Source organism: Kurthia sibirica (genome assembly GCF_003143975.1).
In the GTDB taxonomy this organism is placed as follows: Bacteria; Bacillota; Bacilli; order Bacillales_A; family Planococcaceae; genus Kurthia; species Kurthia sibirica.
Window position 1 is genome coordinate 80,396 of record NZ_QFVR01000009.1, and the last position, 16,868, is coordinate 97,263.

Annotated in this window: 14 protein-coding genes; 10 read left to right on the forward strand and 4 right to left on the reverse strand. The window is 35.2% G+C overall.

Features of this window, described 5'->3' with window-relative positions:
* The first annotated feature begins 11 nt into the window (after positions 1–11).
* The gene (locus DEX24_RS08600; protein ID WP_211310119.1) at positions 12–1,490 is read left to right on the forward strand and encodes an aldehyde dehydrogenase family protein; all 1,479 of its coding nucleotides are present in this window, start codon (positions 12–14) and stop codon (positions 1,488–1,490) included.
* 64 nt (positions 1,491–1,554) lie between these two features.
* Here the strand turns inward: DEX24_RS08600 and bsh are convergent, their stop codons facing one another.
* The 3 genes from bsh to DEX24_RS08615 all read right to left on the reverse strand — a co-directional run bounded on the left by bsh (position 1,555) and on the right by DEX24_RS08615 (position 4,197).
* Positions 1,555–2,529 carry a choloylglycine hydrolase gene (gene bsh / locus DEX24_RS08605; RefSeq protein ID WP_109306017.1) on the reverse strand — a complete coding sequence of 325 codons (975 nt, stop codon included), beginning with the start codon at positions 2,527–2,529 and terminating at the stop codon, positions 1,555–1,557.
* A gap of 71 nt (positions 2,530–2,600) precedes the next feature.
* On the reverse strand, positions 2,601–3,137 hold the full coding sequence (locus DEX24_RS08610) for a DUF308 domain-containing protein (RefSeq protein WP_109306018.1): 537 nt from the start codon (positions 3,135–3,137) through the stop codon (positions 2,601–2,603).
* 13 nt (positions 3,138–3,150) lie between these two features.
* The gene (locus DEX24_RS08615; protein ID WP_109306019.1) at positions 3,151–4,197 is read right to left on the reverse strand and encodes a YdcF family protein; all 1,047 of its coding nucleotides are present in this window, start codon (positions 4,195–4,197) and stop codon (positions 3,151–3,153) included.
* Positions 4,198–4,367: 170 nt separating this feature from the next.
* Between DEX24_RS08615 and DEX24_RS08620 the strand changes: the two genes are divergently transcribed.
* The 5 genes from DEX24_RS08620 (at position 4,368) to adhP (ending at position 12,581) form a co-directional block, all read left to right on the forward strand.
* A complete protein-coding gene (locus DEX24_RS08620) occupies positions 4,368–5,048 on the forward strand; it encodes a VOC family protein (protein WP_170112894.1) in 681 nt (226 codons plus the stop codon).
* Positions 5,049–5,630: 582 nt separating this feature from the next.
* Complete coding sequence (locus DEX24_RS08625) at positions 5,631–7,496, forward strand: hypothetical protein (RefSeq protein ID WP_109306021.1); 1,866 nt, start codon at positions 5,631–5,633, stop codon at positions 7,494–7,496.
* A 293-nt stretch (positions 7,497–7,789) separates the two neighbouring features.
* Positions 7,790–8,608, forward strand: coding sequence for a metallophosphoesterase (locus DEX24_RS08630; RefSeq protein ID WP_109306022.1), 819 nt, complete (start codon positions 7,790–7,792; stop codon positions 8,606–8,608).
* A gap of 295 nt (positions 8,609–8,903) precedes the next feature.
* Positions 8,904–11,039, forward strand: coding sequence for a type IA DNA topoisomerase (locus tag DEX24_RS08635; RefSeq protein ID WP_109306023.1), 2,136 nt, complete (start codon positions 8,904–8,906; stop codon positions 11,037–11,039).
* A 525-nt stretch (positions 11,040–11,564) separates the two neighbouring features.
* Positions 11,565–12,581 (forward strand): alcohol dehydrogenase AdhP, encoded by a 1,017-nt coding sequence (gene adhP, locus DEX24_RS08640; protein ID WP_109306024.1) that lies wholly within the window; start codon positions 11,565–11,567, stop codon positions 12,579–12,581.
* A 104-nt stretch (positions 12,582–12,685) separates the two neighbouring features.
* Here adhP and mscL read toward each other — a convergent pair whose 3' ends face one another.
* Entirely contained in the window at positions 12,686–13,060 is a 375-nt protein-coding gene (mscL, locus tag DEX24_RS08645; protein WP_109306025.1) for a large conductance mechanosensitive channel protein MscL, read from the reverse strand.
* 231 nt (positions 13,061–13,291) lie between these two features.
* Between mscL and DEX24_RS08650 the strand changes: the two genes are divergently transcribed.
* The 4 genes from DEX24_RS08650 to DEX24_RS08670 all read left to right on the forward strand — a co-directional run bounded on the left by DEX24_RS08650 (position 13,292) and on the right by DEX24_RS08670 (position 16,770).
* Complete coding sequence (locus DEX24_RS08650; RefSeq protein ID WP_109306026.1) at positions 13,292–14,734, forward strand: MDR family MFS transporter; 1,443 nt, start codon at positions 13,292–13,294, stop codon at positions 14,732–14,734.
* A gap of 82 nt (positions 14,735–14,816) precedes the next feature.
* Positions 14,817–15,224 (forward strand): hypothetical protein, encoded by a 408-nt coding sequence (locus DEX24_RS08655; protein WP_109306027.1) that lies wholly within the window; start codon positions 14,817–14,819, stop codon positions 15,222–15,224.
* A gap of 503 nt (positions 15,225–15,727) precedes the next feature.
* Positions 15,728–16,057: a transposase gene (locus DEX24_RS17690; protein ID WP_282956634.1), complete on the forward strand. Its 330-nt coding sequence runs from the start codon at positions 15,728–15,730 to the stop codon at positions 16,055–16,057.
* A gap of 482 nt (positions 16,058–16,539) precedes the next feature.
* Positions 16,540–16,770: an InlB B-repeat-containing protein gene (locus DEX24_RS08670; protein ID WP_109306030.1), complete on the forward strand. Its 231-nt coding sequence runs from the start codon at positions 16,540–16,542 to the stop codon at positions 16,768–16,770.
* Positions 16,771–16,868 lie beyond the last annotated feature (98 nt).

Here is a 16,868-nt window from a genome sequence, read left to right on the forward strand (position 1 = left end):
GAGAGAATAGAATGGAAATGACAAAAAAAGAACTTATTTTATCGAACATAATTCACGGTGAGCAGCAGCCACCTTCTAGTCAATCCTATTTCGATAGTGTCAATCCTTCGACAGGTTCCGTATTTGCTAAAATACCTGCAAGTAATAAAGACGATGTTGACGCTGCTGTATATTCGGCAGTTGAAGGTGCCAGCAGTTGGGGCAAATTGACATCAGCTGTACGTGCCGATTATTTACGTCAAATCCATGACCATATTTTACTGCATGGGCAAGAACTAGCAAAGCTAGAAACAGTAGATAATGGCTGGGTAATCCGCGAAACAGAATATGGTTTAATCCCTAGTTTAGCAAGTATTTGGTTGGATGCCATCAACGCAGCTATTAGTGGGACAAAGGGTGAAACAATAAACGCTGGTGAAGATATTGTAGCGTATACAATTCGTGAGCCATATGGTGTCGTTGCTGCCATTATTCCTTGGAATGCACCACTGTTTACTTTTACAATAAAAGCAGCATATGCATTAGCAGCAGGAAATAGCATCGTTGTTAAACCTTCTGAGCTAGCAGCTGTATCTTCTCTAAGGTATGGTGAGCTAATCAACGAAATTTTACCACCCGGTGTGCTGAATGTAATAAGTGGTGATGGCAAAGATGTAGGAGCTCATTTAGTGAGCCACCCTCTCGTCGACAAAATATCTTTAACCGGTTCTGGCGCAACTGCAAGTGCTATTGCTCGATCGACGGCCGATTCTCCAAAATCTATGATTTTAGAATTAGGTGGAAAATCACCACATATTATTTTTGATGATGCCGCTATACAACAAGCAGCATTTGGTTTGACACTCAATGGTATTTTCACAGGAAATGCCGGGCAGTTATGTGTAGGAGGTTCGAGAATTTATGTGCAACGAGGTATTTATGACGAAGTAATCGCCGCAGTGCGTCAAATCGTTTCAGCTGAAATACCACTTGGTGATACAGAAAATCCACTTTCTGCTATGGGACCCATCGCCAACGCAGCACATTACAATAAGGTACGCTCCTATATTGAGCTGGCAAAAGAAGAAGGTGCAAAAGTACTTATAGGTGGTCACTCAGGAGGTGAGGTAGTACATCCAGACAACCCAAAACTTGCACATGGCTATTGGTTGGAGCCGACTCTACTTGAAGTAACATCGAATAAATTAAGAATTTGCCAAGAAGAAGTATTTGGTCCTGTTGCGACAATTCAAGTATTTGATACAGAAGAAGAAGTACTAGCATTAGCAAATGATACGGAATTCGGATTGGGAGCCGGACTTTGGACGAATGATTTACATCGTGCAAATCGATTAATTCGTCAAATTAAATCTGGGAGTGTTTGGGTGAATGATTTTCGTCGTGTAGGACCAGAATTACCATTTGGTGGATTTAAAAAATCTGGTTTTGGTACAGATTCGGTAGCAGAGTTTACAAGAAATAAAACAGTATATGTAAAAATTAATCAATAGAGCTATTTTTAAACGACCTTCAATGAAGAAAACCAACTATTTTCGCCAATAGTTGGTTTTTTTGCTAATTTATATGATTGATTTGTTGCTGATGTTGCAAAGGGTAACGAATAATTTTTGAACAATCTATTAGTTCATGGAAAAGGTGAACAGCAACTATTTGGCTATTATTATATAATTTATAATAATAGATGCCTTCATCCATATTACAACACGATGAATAGAGAGTGTATTCATACACATGTGGTGATATTTCACAAGCACCCATCGGCATTGCTACAGACTGCAATAAGTGGAAAAACTGAGAGACACTAAGGTTTTCAGTGGTTGGTTTAACCGCATTAAATTTCATGAAAGTGGCACGTATGAAACGTGAAGCCGATGAGAGATCACCAGGTAAACCAATAGCACCCATACCACGGCTATATGCAGGTAAATCAATTTTATTTGACAAAGAGTTGGTCGGATTACTAGCACTTAATTGTCGATAATTAGATAAGTTAAGGCGATGAAAATCAAATGTCGGATTATTGGTTAAAATACCGATATCATTTTGAAATACATGCAAGCCATCCTTTGTTGATTCGACAACAATAGCTTGCTGTTGATCAGCTATAATCCAGTGTAAAGGTGCTAACGGTAGCGAGGCATTAAATGGGATATCTACTAAGTTGATAGTTGTCAGAGCATGTCGAGCTTCATCAACTGTCGCAAAGTTAGCTAATATATACGGTATAAATTCAAAAGGGGAGATATTGTCTTTTTTATCGTGTAGTGGGAAAAAGTGAGCATTATCGGGAAAGTTCAAACCGGCCATACTCAGACCTTTTTCGTTAGTAGCATCAAAATAGAGAGGGTAATCATCCACTACAGTAGCCATACCAATCATTGCAAAATGAGTTGTTGCCGACGGCATTTTTCTAAAGTGAAAAGGATAATTTCTTGGTGTGATGACAATTTCTTCATTATAAGACAATTCTACATCTAAATTACGACCAAAATAGTGACTACTACTGTTGAAAGTAAGTGCTGTACACATTGTTTATTCCTCCTTTAAAATAAAACTGCTATACGGTCAATAAAATTAGCCCTATAGCAGTAGTCCTAATTCTATTTTTCTGAAAACCAAGCTTTAAACTTAACTGCAATGACTGACAAAACAATTCCTTGGAAAAGGAAAAAGAGTCCGACAATAAGTGTAAAGCTAAGTGCTGAATAAATGGGGCGGATGAGTAACAGTACACTTAATGCTAAACTTACGAGTGATAAGATGAGTAGAAACCAGAAACCAAAGCCCTTTTTTACTGTGAAAAAACGAAGGGAAAATAAGGTTGCTAAAGCTTCAAATGCAAACCAAATAGCGAATAAAACGCCGATGAAAACACTGCCGAAATAGTTGTTGAATAGCAGGAGGATTCCGAGTAATAAAATAAATATGCCTGACAATAATAAACTGAAGTCAGCCTTCCTACCTCCTTTTTTAAGACGGAAGTACATGAATAAGTCACTGACACCCTTAATTAATGCTAGAATACCAGCAATAATAATCATCGTACGTAAAGCAAATTCTGGTTTAATGAGAAATACGAAACCAATAGCAATAAATAAAATACCGATAAAAATGGCATAATTACTTGGTTTTTTCATTGAAATCACTCCCTTAAAGTAGTTGATTGAGCAGTAAAAAGACAAATAATAGAGCTAAAAAACAACCATGCAATCGACGTTTCATGACAATATAACCGATAAACTCACGAATAAATGCAGTAGGTATATAATAGAATTTGGTTTTCCCACCGATACCAAATGCACGGATCGATTGTTGTTGTGCAATTTTACCGGCACGTAGCAAATGATAAGAACTTGTGGCAAGTGCTATGTGACAAGCTGAAAAACCTGTTATACCATCTTGATCAATTGCTTTTTTCTCTGCAAACTGAAAATTTTCAGCCGTTGTAGTTGATTCGTCTTCCAAGTAAATTCGTATATCATGACCATAATATGTCACAATATAATCATGCATCGCTTGCGCCTCTGAGATAGTCTCATCGACCCCTTGTCCACCACAAACAATAATTGTTGCAGCCTTATTTTTCGTACGTAGTTGGCGTATATAAAAACGCATAGCTGCATCAATACGACCAGCTAATAGAGGTGTCACTTGATTTTTGTTTAAGCCTGCACCTAAGACTAAAATATAGTCCATTTTCTGTGTCGTGGGCATGTATTTATAAAGGACAGCCGTACACGTATAAATAATGAAAATGGTGACTATATATGTAATGCTTGCGCTGACGAAGGTTGTAATTAATCGAATTGTCGCATGATCTTTAAAGTAATGATTTAAAATCATTAAGAGAATTTCAATACTAATTGCTGCAACTAACGTTAAAACAGGTAATAGATTAGCAATCGATTTTCTTTCATGTTTTAAGACAGTATGCGTATTAATAATAATACCAACGATTAAAATAACAATCCAAAATAGTGAGAAAAATAAGAATACAATGATAAATGGCAACATTAAATAGATTGCGAGCTGTTCATCGTAACGAGCAAATAACATGAAAAGTAATAGTAAAAATTGAATAAGCGTGGCGCCAAAGAAAATCGTCATAAATAAACTAGTTGGGTTTCTTTTTTGAATGATCAACGATAAAATCAGCGTCATACATAAAGTTATGCACAATAATATAACAAAATTCACGGTATACCTCCTTAATTAATTGATTAATTATAACGTGAAAAAGTTATATAATTATCATTTTCACTGAATTTGTTAATTTCAAACAATTTTTTAATAAAAATCAGTCATTGGTCTAAAGAAAATTTTACTAAAGCTTGCTAAAATAGCATGAAGAATGGGGGATGACTGACATGCATATAGAAAAAATAGTATTGGAAACAAAAAAAATAAAGCAGCTCGTATCTTTTTATAAAGATGTATTGGGTGTAAAAATTATTGCACAAAGCAGTACATTTTTTGCTATGGAAATTGGACAAACAATTGTTGAATTTATTGCAACGCAAGCGCCTGAAGAGCCTTACTATCATGTGGCAATTAATATTCCATCAAATAAGTTTGCTGAGGCAAAGCAGTGGGCAAAGCAACTTGTTGAATTGACGTGGGAAGATGGACAGGATGAAATAATATTTGATTCTTGGCATGCAAAATCCTGCTATTTTGATGATCCAGCAGGTAATATTATCGAATTGATTTCCAAAGAAAAATTAAATCGCCCCAGTTTCGAAACTTTTTCGGCCCAGTCTTTTATTGACGTTAGTGAAATTGGACTGATTGTTACTGATGTTGAAAAAGTAGGAAAACAATTAATAGCTGAGGGGATATTAAGAAATGACGAAGGAGAAATTTCTATGTCAAATCTTAATTTTATGGGTTTATCATCGGTTGGCGTCTATTTGATTTTAAGTAAGCCAGGAAGAAGATGGATTTTTTCTACTAAAAAATCGGCAGTTTATCCTTTATCAATTACATTGGATAATAATCGAATCATTGATGTTTTACAAGATGGTCGTGTCGTCATGAGCAAACAATAATAGTAGAATGGCTACTCTGAATAAAAGGTTCTGTTGCAAAGTTTAAAAAGTATAAAAAACTTCCTAAGCTATAAAAAAGTCGAAAAGATTTTCTTCTTTTCGACTTTTTTATAGAGGGCATGAACAGTTTCGAGACCTTTGATTGTCGTTGTTTAACAGCACAAGTCCTCCTTATAACCACTATTTACAATTTCATCGTCTATTTTGACTATACATGAAACTTTGCAACAGAACCGAGTAAAGTGAATTTAAAAATAAAATAAGAAACCAATGATGCATAAATGGATCGTAATGGTTTTATAGGTCGAATAAAAATCATGAGGAGCTATAAAGGGAGTCTTCGTCATGAATTGAAGCAAATAGCACTCTGTATAAGGAAAATAAATACTTATTTTTAAAAAAAATCATCATAACGAATTATCTTTCATATTGCTTTAAACATACAAAAAAGTAATAATATAAGTATACGATTAGCCGATGCGTGCTAATCGTTTTTTTATATACATAGAATACGTTTATTAATAAACCTCTCTAGTCTATATATAAAACGAAAAAATAGCTATAAGAAAGTGAGCGATTGAGATGGGTCAATTTAAAAATGAGATGACAAGAGATTTTAAAAATATGAAAGATGATATAAATCATTTGGTTAACTGTCACTGGACTACAACATATGACAATTACAAAATACATGTCAGTAACAAAATGAAGTGCGAACAACTTTTTATAGACGATCAGTTACTTGTCGAAAAAAAGCATACTAGTTTTTTATATATGTTCAAACCAAGTGAAACGCTAAAAGGTGTACTCCCAAATGGTGAAAAGATTGTCGTCAAATTGCATGGGATAAAATCAGTGATTTGTACGATTAAAATAAATGGGGAAATAATCTATTCGAATAAAATAGCACCTCAAATAAATGGTTGGACAACAAGAGAGCCACTCATACCCTATATAGTACAAGTTATAGAAAGTGAAGGGGTTATGACAGGTTATGATTTGCCAGATGATGATTATTATCAAATCGGTACGGAAAAATTACCGGCAATCCCTTACCAACTTCAAATAATAGAGGAGTCAGTATTTCAGAAGCATGAATCAAAGTCATTATATAAAAAACTGATGAAGTTATTAGAGGAACAAAGCAATAAAAACCGCAATGCGGTATATGAATTAGTTATAGCAGAAGAATATTTTACGTATATGGATGCTTTTGATGAGCGATTAAATGAAGGGCAGTTTAATCATGCTGATATGAAGGAAGTAGCATTGTGGTTTATTCATCATTCTGCGCATCGCTATGCACTTATTTTTGGCATACAATTACTGAGTAAAGTGCCCAATGATACAGAAGTCGAATTGTTACAAAAAATAGCAATGAATGAAAATTTCACACCATTTGCTATGAATATTTTACGTACAAAAAGCAGACAAAATGATATAATCTTTGCGATTGCACAACGTTTGGAACATTGGGGTAAGGTATATGCTGTTGAAGCATTACAAATCGAGACAGATGAACAAAAAAATTGGTTGACCGGCCAATCTTATAATGACCTTGCACCGGATGTCTTTTTGAACAAAGCAGCATTTTTACAAGTGTTAACACAAGAGACGATTTCAATCGATCAGTATACGACAATTGGTAGATTAATCATAGATAAAATTGAAGAAGGAGAGCTTTTATTAATTGATCAAGTAGGAGAATTTTTAATTCTCTATACAAAGCATGCAAAACATCATGCATTCACCTTGCAGTTATTAAAACCATTAGTAGCCATCTATCCGTTTATAACACAAGAAACAGACAGTATTGTGTATGATGATGATGGGGAGATTGAGGTATATGAGGAGGATGACTACTCATTATTGCCCGTTGAAAAAACGATGATTAAGTCAAATATTCAAGACGTTCTTAATAATATGCAATGGCAGCAGCATATAGTAGAAGCTTTTGATACGAAAACAGAACTGTATGAAGCGATTATGCTTGCAAAAATAATGAATATAAATACCGTGAAATATATGTTAGCAGCGATGTATGATGGTGTTTATGAAGATGAAATCTACATGACATTAATTATGGATAAAAATGTAGCGGTTATTCAAGAAGTACTAGAATTTATTGACACTTCATTTGACTTGAACAATCTTACAAAAGAACAGGAACAATGTTTATTCACTGTTATTGTATCGTTTGAAGAGCGTCAGGAAATAGGTTCAAAACTAGTCCGAAAAGTGTTATATTCATCAAATGATATGGGGCAATATGCTGCACTAACCGTATTAGATGAGTGGCCAGCTACAAGTTGGAAAACACCGGAAATTGTTGAAAGATTACATGAAATATCGAAAAAACCAATAGACGAAGATCGTGAAACACAGGATTGTGCAAAACGTTTACTAAAAAAATTAAATAAAATGCCCAATAAAGAATCTCTTAAATAGCATTGAGACTGGAACAGTGGTGCGGAAGAGTGCTACAAACAAGCCAACAAGCAAACCAACAAGTGCTTGTAGAAAAATGAAATACCTCTGATTATACGCTCAAGATTATGTCATGAATTAGCGCGTAATCACCGCTGTTGATATGAATCTAGTATATAGAGTAGTTTTAATACGATTTTAGTAAAAAATCAGTGATACCATCATACGATATTAAATGATTCCTATTTATAGGAATCATTTTTGTTTTTCAAACGTTGTAATATAGTTAGTTACAATATGGAGAGGACTTAGGCATGAAAAAATTAGTTAAAATCTTTATAGTAATTATACTTCTTGGAGGTGGCGCTGTATTCTATGCTTTTATGATCGAACCATCATTATTGAAGGTGAACAAACATACATTGACAGCAAGTAAGGGTGGCGATACTCTAAAAATTATTCAGTTGTCAGACATTCAAGTAAGTGAAAATTACTCGCTTAACAGGCTTGAAAAATTAATCAAAAAAGTGAATAAGTTAGACGCAGATATTATTGTATTTACCGGCGATTTATTTGAAAATTATAGCCAGTTTCCATATGCAACTGAAGTGGCCATACAATTGAAGAAACTTCATCCGAAATATGGTAAATATGCTGTGTGGGGCAATCGAGATTATGGTGGAGGAGCTGTCCGGATTTACAATGAAGTACTTTCAAATGGCGGTTTTCATTTATTGAAAAATGAAGGGACAACATTTCCTATTTCACATAATAAAAAACTCTTTATTGGTGGTTTAGATGATGCCATATTTGGTTCGCCAAATATAAAAAATACATTACTTCATCAAACGAAAGAAGCAAATTACAGTATCCTACTTATGCATGAACCAGATGTAGCAGATCAATTGAGCGCATCAACGATTGATTTAGCATTAGCCGGTCATAGTCATGGTGGCCAAATACATCTACCTTTTACAAAAAGAAAAACGAATACACTAGCAGAGAAATACATCGCTGGATTTTACGATGTAAATGGTATGACATTGTATGTCAATACTGGCATCGGAACATCAAGAATCCCAGCGCGATTTATGGTACCACCAGAAATTGCATTATTCACTATCCATCTATAATCTTTTACTACTAAAAAGAGGGCGAAATTGCTCTCTTTCTTTGGTTCTACGCTATTTGTGTGTTGTTTTTTAGACGCTTCCACGGCACTTCAACTACTGAAGTATAATTGACGATAAAAACCTTTCTTACTATTATTTATAGAGATATAGTTGAAGTCGTTTTATATTAAAATGACGCTATTTTAAAAATGATACTTGTACTATGAACCCCCTACTATTCAGCTGTTTTTTCATTGGTTAATGATATAATGGAGTGACTAGATAAAGAGAATTTAAAGGGAGTGTGGGCGAGTTTATGGCAAAACCAGTCATTTTTGCAGAGAAGCCGTCACAGGCGAAAGCATATGCGGAGGCTTTTAAAGTAGCAAATAAATCAAAGCATCATATTGAGTTGATGCCATCTGCGACATTTCCAAACGGGGCGACTATTACTTGGGGGGTCGGGCATTTAGTAGAGCTTAAACAACCAGCAGAGTATACGCCAGAATGGAAAAAATGGCGTATGGATGTGTTGCCTATGATTCCTGAAAAATATGAGTTTAAAGTTGCAAAAGGGAAGTGGGATCAATTTAAGGCAGTGAAATCACTCTTTAAAGAGGCCGATTATTTGATTAACGCTTGCGATGTCGATCGTGAAGGTTCAAATATTTTTTATTCTATTTTGAAGGAAACACATACAAAATCAAAACCGATTCAGCGATTGTGGATTAATTCATTGGAAGCAGATGAAATTCGTAAGGGTTTTGAGTCGTTACGTGACAATGAGCGTGATTATCGCATGTATATAGAAGCACAAACACGTCAAATTAGTGATTGGCTAGTTGGTATGAATGCAAGTCGTCTCTTTACAATATTACTAAAAAGTAAAGGCTTAAATGAGACGATGTCAGTTGGTCGTGTGCAGTCACCAACTGTTTATATGATCTATGAACGCCAAGTGGAAATTGACCAATTTGTGCCGGAGAATTTTTATGAATTGAAGGGCGAGTTTCATTCAAGAATGGGGACATATACGGGTAAAGCAGATTTTAAATCGAAAAAATACGAGGATGCTCTTGCTACGCTTCAAAAAGCAGGAATTGAAGAAAAACGAAAAATAACAGCTATTGTCAAGACTGTAGACAAAAAACCAAAGAAAATATCACCACCAAAGTTACATTCTCTATCGACACTTCAACAAAAGGCTAATCGGATCTGGAAGTATAGTCCTGCGAAAGTATTGGAAGTAGCTCAGCAATTATATGAGAAAAAGTTGATCTCCTACCCCCGTTCTGATTGCCAATATATTACGAATGCCGAGTTTGATTATTTAAAACAACAGTTGCCAAAATACCAAGAATTAATGAATAAACCGTTCAAGGCAACTTTATTAGCACCAAACAGTCGGTATGTGAACAGTAAAAAAGTGGAAGAGCATTACGCTATCATTCCGACTAAATCTATTCCGAGTGCACAAAAATTAGGTGGATTATCACCGATGGAAAAAAATATATATGCAGAAATTATGCGTTCAACTTTAGCCATTTTTCATCGTGATTATACGTATGAAGAAACAAAAATTGTGACGATGGTCAATACATTACCGTTTAAAACAACTGGTAAAGTAGAAATAGATCGTGGCTTCCAAGAATTATGGCCAACCCCTACTGACAAGAAAAATGAGGCACCACCCTTACCACAACTCTCGGAAGGGGAGGATGTGGATGCTGTCGTTCAAATTCATCAAGGTACGACACAACCACCAAAACTTTTTACGGAAGGTCAACTCGTGCAAATGATGAAAACCTGCGGTAAATTAGTAGAAGATGAGAGTGACAGTGAGATTTTGAAAGCGATTGAAGGAATTGGTACAGAAGCGACGCGTGCAAGTATTATCGAGACGATTAAACGCCATGATTATATTGATGTGACAAAAAATATCGTGACAATTACTGAAAAGGGTAAGGTATTATGCCAAGCAATTAGTGGTTCATTATTAGCAAGTCCTACGATGACAGCAAAATGGGAAACTTATTTGAAAAAAATATCTGATGGTACTGGGACACAAGAAGCCTTTTTAAATAATATTGAGAAATTTTTAAACCATTTAATTACGGCGTCGCCGAGTATCGTAAATAATACGGATATTACTGCTGCCGCTGAATTAGCAGAACCAGTGGTTAAAGGACCCATCGCACTTTGTCCAGCTTGTCATAAAGGGAATATAGTTGAGAAAAAATCTTTTTATGGTTGCTCAGCATACAATGATGGTTGTAAGTTTACACTATCCAAAAAAATTGCTAGCAAGAAAATATCTGCCGCTCACGTAAAAGATTTGTGTGATAAAGGGATAACCAAACCAATTAAAGGCTTTAAGTCAAAAAAAGGTTCGACTTTTTCTGCCCGATTAAAACTTGCAACAGATAAAATTGAATTTGATTTTTCAGTGTGATATTACCAAGAGCCTGAGACAAACGTATTTTCAACAGAGAAAATCCCGTATGATTTTTCGAAATCATACGGGATTATTCATTTCAATCCATTTCCGCTGCGAAAAACGCTTTCAGCTCATGCTATTCCCGCAGAAGTCGTTTTCTGCGCGTTCAATTGATTTGATTATTCGTATTGGAGACAGACTATTTTTGTTCTGTCCCAGGCTCTTTTTTGGTTCTATTATATAGCTTGGGGAGTGAAATTATTCATCTTTTTAATAGGGATAGTGAGAGATAAACAGAGAGTTTAAATGGTTATAAACGATTTAGCGTTCAACTTGTATTCACTCAAATAGTTGATACAAGCCTGTTTTATAAGTATATTTATGAGGAGATAACAATATCGAAAAATTAAATCATTCATTTTACTGAAAATGTACATATTTTGTAATAAAAGTTAAATAATTATATGAAATCGCTTTCTTTTTATGGAATATCATGTTATTTTTGGTATGCAACATAATTCACTTAGAGGAGATGTTATGATGAAAGCAGCAGTAGTTACGAATAACAAGAGTGTAGAGATTGTAGAAAGACAGTTACGTGCCTTAAAACATGGTGAAGCACTTGTTGAAGTAGAATATTGTGGAGTATGTCACACGGATTTACATGTAAAAAATGCAGATTTTGGTGATGTAACAGGAATCATTTTAGGTCACGAGGGAATCGGTATTGTTACTGAACTTGGTGACGGCGTCGAATCATTAAAAGTAGGGGACCGCGTATCAATTGCTTGGTTCTTTGAAGGTTGTGGTCATTGTGAATATTGTAACTCAGGGCGTGAAACATTATGTCGTGAAGTGAAAAATGCGGGCTATACTGTAGATGGTGCAATGGCAGAGCAATGTATCGTTTCAGCTGACTTTGCAGTAAAAGTTCCAGATGGTTTAGACCCTGCTGCTGCAAGTTCAATTTCATGTGCAGGTGTAACAACATACAAAGCAGTAAAAGAGAGTAAGATTCAACCGGGTCAATGGATTGGTGTCTTTGGTATCGGCGGTTTAGGGAATCTTGCAGTTCAATATGCTAAAAACGTATTTAATGCGAAGGTAGTCGCTTTTGATATTAGCGACGATAAATTAGAGTTTGCAAAGCGCTTAGGAGCTGACGAGGTCATCAACAGTAAAAATGTGAACCCTGTTGAGCGAGTAAAAGAGTTAACGGATGGTGCGGGTCTTCATGCTACAGTAATTACCGCTGTTGCTAAAACACCATTCAACCAAGCCGTTGATGTTGTTCGTGCTGGTGGACGTGTAGTCGCTGTTGGTTTACCGGTCGATAAGATGGACCTTGATATTCCTCGTTTGGTACTAGATGGTATCCAAGTGGTGGGCTCATTGGTAGGTACTCGCGAAGATCTGAAGGAAGCGTTCCAATTTGCTGCTGAAGGCAAGGTAACACCAGTTCTTCAAAAACGTCGTGTTGAAGAAATCAACACTATTTTTGAAGAGATGGAAGCAGGTAAAATCGAAGGTCGTATGGTAATTGATTTTACTAAATAAGTTGTTTGTCTAGTAAAACGAACTAAAAAGCGTGCTTAGAAATCATCATGATTTCTAAGCACGCATTTTTTTGTATAGACAGTATGTAGACCATACAATAAATCTTATTTTTTAGTTTGCTCACGTAAAAGTTCACGTATGTCTTTCAGAACATCATCTGTCGTTTCCAAAGCTTCTGGTTCGACTTCTTCCTCTTTTTTACGGAAATCTAATTTTGATGCAATTCTGATAAACATAAAGATTGAAAAAGCAATAATGAAGAAATCAAAAACGCTTTGGATAAATGCGCCATATTCAATACCCCAGTATTGTAAATCTTTAAAAGCAGATTCTGCACCGAAAATTTTACCGATTAAGGGTGTAATAATATTGTTCACGAGTGAAGTAACGATTTTACCGAATGCCCCACCAATGACAACCCCGATTGCTAGGTCGAGTACATTACCTTTTAAAGCAAATTTTTTGAAGTCTTCCCACATAGTTGGCACCGCCTTTAATAAATAAATGATAACGTTTTAAATGATAACGTATTTAGGAGTGTAGTTCAAGCATGTTAATAATTAATTCAGTCTTTAGAATGAGTGCCAAATACTATCGCATCAATGATAATAAGAGATGGAAAGTTTTTTCATGTAATTGGGAATTTCATGCTATACTTACTGCTTGAACAAATTACATATACTAATATAACGTTTTGAAGGGAGTCATTTATGAATAAAGTTTTTATAGCTGTATTATTAGCAACGGCGTTATCAGCAATTGAGGGAACGATTGTTGCAACCGCTATCCCAAGTATTACTGCTGATTTATCAGGAGTCGAGTTAATTAGTTGGATTTATTCGGCTTATTTACTAGCTGCTGCGATCGCAACAATCTTATTTGGTAAATTAGCAGATATATTTGGTAGAAAACGTATGATTATTATAGGTTTGAGCATTTTTATTCTAGGTTCTTTATTGGCAGGTCTCGCACAATCGATGATTATGCTTATTATTTTCCGCGCAATTCAAGGTTTTGGAGCGGGTTCTATTTTACCAATTACATTGACAATCGTCGGTGAAATTTTCAAAACCGAAAAGAGGCGAGCAAAAGGACAAGGTTATATTTCAATGGTGTGGGGTGTATCCGGCGTGGTAGGTCCCTTAATCGGTGGTTATTTAGTCGATTCCTTAAGTTGGCATTATATATTCCTATTAAATGTACCTTTTGGATTAGGTTCACTATTCCTTCTATTGAAATATTACAAAGAAAATCATCAGCAAACGAAGCATACGATTGATTATCGTGGGGCTGTCTTATTTTCCATCTCGACTGTCGCATTCTTATTGGCGATTATTGAAGGCAGCAACTCTGGTGAGTGGTTTGCGACACTTAATTTAATTTGTTATGTTATTACAATTGTTGGTTTAATGCTATTTATCCGGACAGAAATGATTGCAAAAGAACCAATTATTCCCCTAACACTATTCAAAAATCGTCGTTTAAATATAGTAAATGCACTGACCTTTATGTTCATGTCTATTACGATTGCTGTAACGGTTTATATTCCTATATATGGACAGTCTGTGTTGGGGCATAGCGCAACAAAAGCAGGGCTTCTTATTACACCGCTATCCTTTATGTGGACGGTGAGTGCCATTATTGTTGGTAATTTAGTGGGTCGCATAGCAAATAAAATCATTATCCAATGTGGAACGCTCTTTTTAGTTATTGGTACGGTGATGCTAACTTTTTTACAAGTCGATTCGACAAGCTTATATGTTTGTTTGAGTACGGGGATACTTGGGATGGGTATGGGGTTAATTGCACCACTCATCATTATTACTGTTCAAGCTTCAGCTAAGCCAAATGAAATTGGTATATCAATTGGCTTAAATTCATTTACAAATACCTTCAGTCAAGCAGTTGGAGCTGCAATATTTGGCGTATTATTTAATATTATGACGAGTCAACAAATGAAAGATCTAGATAAAGGAGAAATTCAGCTTACTGGTTCATTTGATGAATCAATCTTTTCCCAAGTCGAAATTTCTAAACTAGTAACGATTATTTCAGAGGGAACGAGTGTTGTTTATATTGGAGCCGCAGTATTTGCAGTCATCGCCTTTATTTTAGCCGCAATGTTACAAAGGAAAAATCAGAAAACAGTATAAATTGAAGATTCCGATAGTTATTCCTTCTATTCAAAAGAAGTTTTTTGGTATAATACTATTACTATGGATGGAAGGGTGAATAATGTTGAAATTAAAAGAATTCCACGATTTTGATATTTACGATATTAATTATAAATTACTTTCTGAGAAAGAGCTTTTAGCCTTATTAAAAGATAAAGAAGTAGAAGTGGATGATGACGACGAATATCATTTAGTGAAGGATGTCAAAGTTGGCTTTTCAGAAGATCAAGACCAAGGTCAGATCGTTGGCCATATTAATTTGATTGACCTGCAATATAGTCGTTATATGGAAATGACAATCAGTGGCTATTTTTCAATAGAAATGGATCCTTCTGAAGATGAAGAAGCAGCATCTCAACAAATGTACGATGAGGGCTGGTATGTATTAAAACAACAACTACGTCCAATCATTTCATTTTTAACAACAATGGATTCACGTAAAGCAGTTCACTTACCTTTAGATTTTTAAAGCTCATTTTGGATTACTGACTTTAGTAGGCCATTATACCATTGGTTTTCTTGTTAGTCATAAAAAAATAGTGAAAAAATCAAATTTGAGTCATGGTAAAAAGCTATATGAAGCATGATAATAGTAGTAATAATATACGCAAAATTATTTTACTGTAATACCCCGCCGGAAAGCTACCTTTAGATAGGTAGCTTTTTGTCGTTTCTTTATTAAATAGGTTCTATTATATATGTTGGGGTATTAAAACAATTCATGTTTTAGACAATTAGAAATAGCGAGAGCTTTCCGCCGACAAGTAACGCACTATTTATTTTCACCGTAGGTGAAAATAAAGGATTGCTTCCTACTTGTTTTTCGGCAGGAGTCCTCTCTATTTCTTTTAATCATGATGAACATATCTAAAAATAGACAGAAAAAAGCACAGGTTCACCCAATCTTCTATACTTAAAATGCCGCATAATAAGTAAAGGTAGAAAGGTGAGCTGTGCTATATGAAATCTATCATGACTATTCCAGGATTAAAAGATGTTTTAGTCACAAAAGTTGAAGAAATCGAGGGCAAGTATGCTCTTTTTATAGAAGTGCCAAAGCGTTCACCTATTTGTCCAGCTTGTCAGTCCATTACTTCGAAAGTACAGGATGATTGCATACAAAAAATGAACCATTTAAAATGGTTTGATTGGGCCAAAAATTCGAATGGCTTTTTAGAAGGTATTAATAACAAAACGAAAGTAATGAAACGACATGCATATGGTTATAAACGATTTGATCGATTGAGAGCGAAAATCTTACTAACATTAAAGTATAAAGAAATTGGTTTACATCTAGGCTAAATGAAAAAGGTGAATGAAATTGAAAATCCAATTTCATTCACCCCAACATTTGACACAGAGCCGTTAAATAATATCATTTTATGATAGTGAACTGCCCATATATGTTGGGTATCAAACAACTCATGTTTTAGATAGTTAGAAATAGCGAAGGTTTTCCGCCGACAAGTATCGCACGCTTTATTTTCACCGTAGATGAAAACAAAGGATTGCTTCCTACTTGTTTTTCGGCTGGGGTCCTCGCTATTTTTTTGTCATTCAGAAGCGCTTTATATGGAGCCATATACAGAGGGGCTTGCTCTATAAGCTTTGGTACACCGCTCATAAAAGTTGTCTGAAATGGTTGCCATACCACTAAATTTAGATGTAAAGGCTGGTCTTTCAAGAATAAGGGTAGATGACAAGATCCAACTTATAGTGAAGTGACAAAGATATGGGCGGATTAATTAAAACTATATGCAATTTGGAAAGAGATAAAAGTTGACGTGAAATATTATGGAAATGGCAATACGACAGGCATTGAACCGATGCAAAAAGCAGTGAACCAAAATACGTCAATCACAGTCAAAAAACAAGGGACATTAAAGAAAAAAGGATATAAATTTGCTGGATGGGCATCAAAAGCGACGGCTCGTAAAGCAGATAATAAACTAGCACCAGGGAAAAAGATAGTAGCAACGAAGAAAATTCAACTGTATGCAGTCTGGAAACGTTAGAGATATAAAGACAATGAAATCACTAAAAGCTGGCTATTAGAAAGTAAATAGTCAGTTTTTTTACGTTCTTATCGTGTCATCTTACTAATTAAGGGTAT

Bases quoted from the DNA above. Each gene is read 5' to 3' on its own strand.
- DEX24_RS08600 (WP_211310119.1), top strand. From the start codon at position 12: ATGGAAATGACAAAAAAAGAACTTATTTTATCGAACATAATTCACGGT.
- bsh (WP_109306017.1), bottom strand. From the start codon at position 2,529: ATGTGTACAGCACTTACTTTCAACAGTAGTAGTCACTATTTTGGTCGT.
- DEX24_RS08610 (WP_109306018.1), bottom strand. From the start codon at position 3,137: ATGAAAAAACCAAGTAATTATGCCATTTTTATCGGTATTTTATTTATT.
- DEX24_RS08620 (WP_170112894.1), top strand. From the start codon at position 4,368: ATGCATATAGAAAAAATAGTATTGGAAACAAAAAAAATAAAGCAGCTC.
- DEX24_RS08625 (WP_109306021.1), top strand. From the start codon at position 5,631: ATGGGTCAATTTAAAAATGAGATGACAAGAGATTTTAAAAATATGAAA.
- DEX24_RS08630 (WP_109306022.1), top strand. From the start codon at position 7,790: ATGAAAAAATTAGTTAAAATCTTTATAGTAATTATACTTCTTGGAGGT.
- DEX24_RS08635 (WP_109306023.1), top strand. From the start codon at position 8,904: ATGGCAAAACCAGTCATTTTTGCAGAGAAGCCGTCACAGGCGAAAGCA.
- adhP (WP_109306024.1), top strand. From the start codon at position 11,565: ATGAAAGCAGCAGTAGTTACGAATAACAAGAGTGTAGAGATTGTAGAA.
- mscL (WP_109306025.1), bottom strand. From the start codon at position 13,060: ATGTGGGAAGACTTCAAAAAATTTGCTTTAAAAGGTAATGTACTCGAC.
- DEX24_RS08650 (WP_109306026.1), top strand. From the start codon at position 13,292: ATGAATAAAGTTTTTATAGCTGTATTATTAGCAACGGCGTTATCAGCA.
- DEX24_RS08655 (WP_109306027.1), top strand. From the start codon at position 14,817: ATGTTGAAATTAAAAGAATTCCACGATTTTGATATTTACGATATTAAT.
- DEX24_RS17690 (WP_282956634.1), top strand. From the start codon at position 15,728: ATGACTATTCCAGGATTAAAAGATGTTTTAGTCACAAAAGTTGAAGAA.